Source organism: Saccharothrix sp. ST-888, from assembly GCF_000955975.1.
Taxonomy (GTDB): domain Bacteria; phylum Actinomycetota; class Actinomycetes; order Streptomycetales; family Streptomycetaceae; genus Kitasatospora.
Genome location: NZ_JYJF01000915.1, coordinates 1 through 310, shown reverse-complemented (window position 1 = coordinate 310; position 310 = coordinate 1). Strand labels below are relative to the sequence as shown.

The following is a 310-nucleotide window of genomic DNA, read 5'->3' as shown; positions in this document are numbered from 1 at the left end:
GGGCAGGACCTCGCGCAGCAGCCCCCGGGGGAAGCCTCGGCGGCCGTACTCCCTCGGGTAGCCGATCGAGACCTCCTCGAAGCGGACACCGTCGTGGAACGTGGTGCGGGGGATGTGCAGGTTGCCGTAGACCACGGCCGCGGCGCGGAATCTGCGGTCCCAGTTGGCCGTCCGCTCGGTCCCGCACCCCTGCGCGACCTGCGGGTAGCGCACGCTCGCGGTCTCCTCTCGCACCCGCGCGCAGTGGTTGACCACGACGGTCGGCAGGGCCCCCTCCCCGCCGCCCCGCCCCCGTTCCCTCCACCCCACC

At 74.5% G+C, this 310-nt stretch carries 1 pseudogene; it reads right to left on the bottom strand.

The features are described from left to right. Positions 1 to 213: pseudogene (locus tag UK12_RS35025) on the bottom strand (metallophosphoesterase); the annotation flags it as partial. Between the last annotated feature and the right edge of the window lie 97 nt (positions 214 to 310).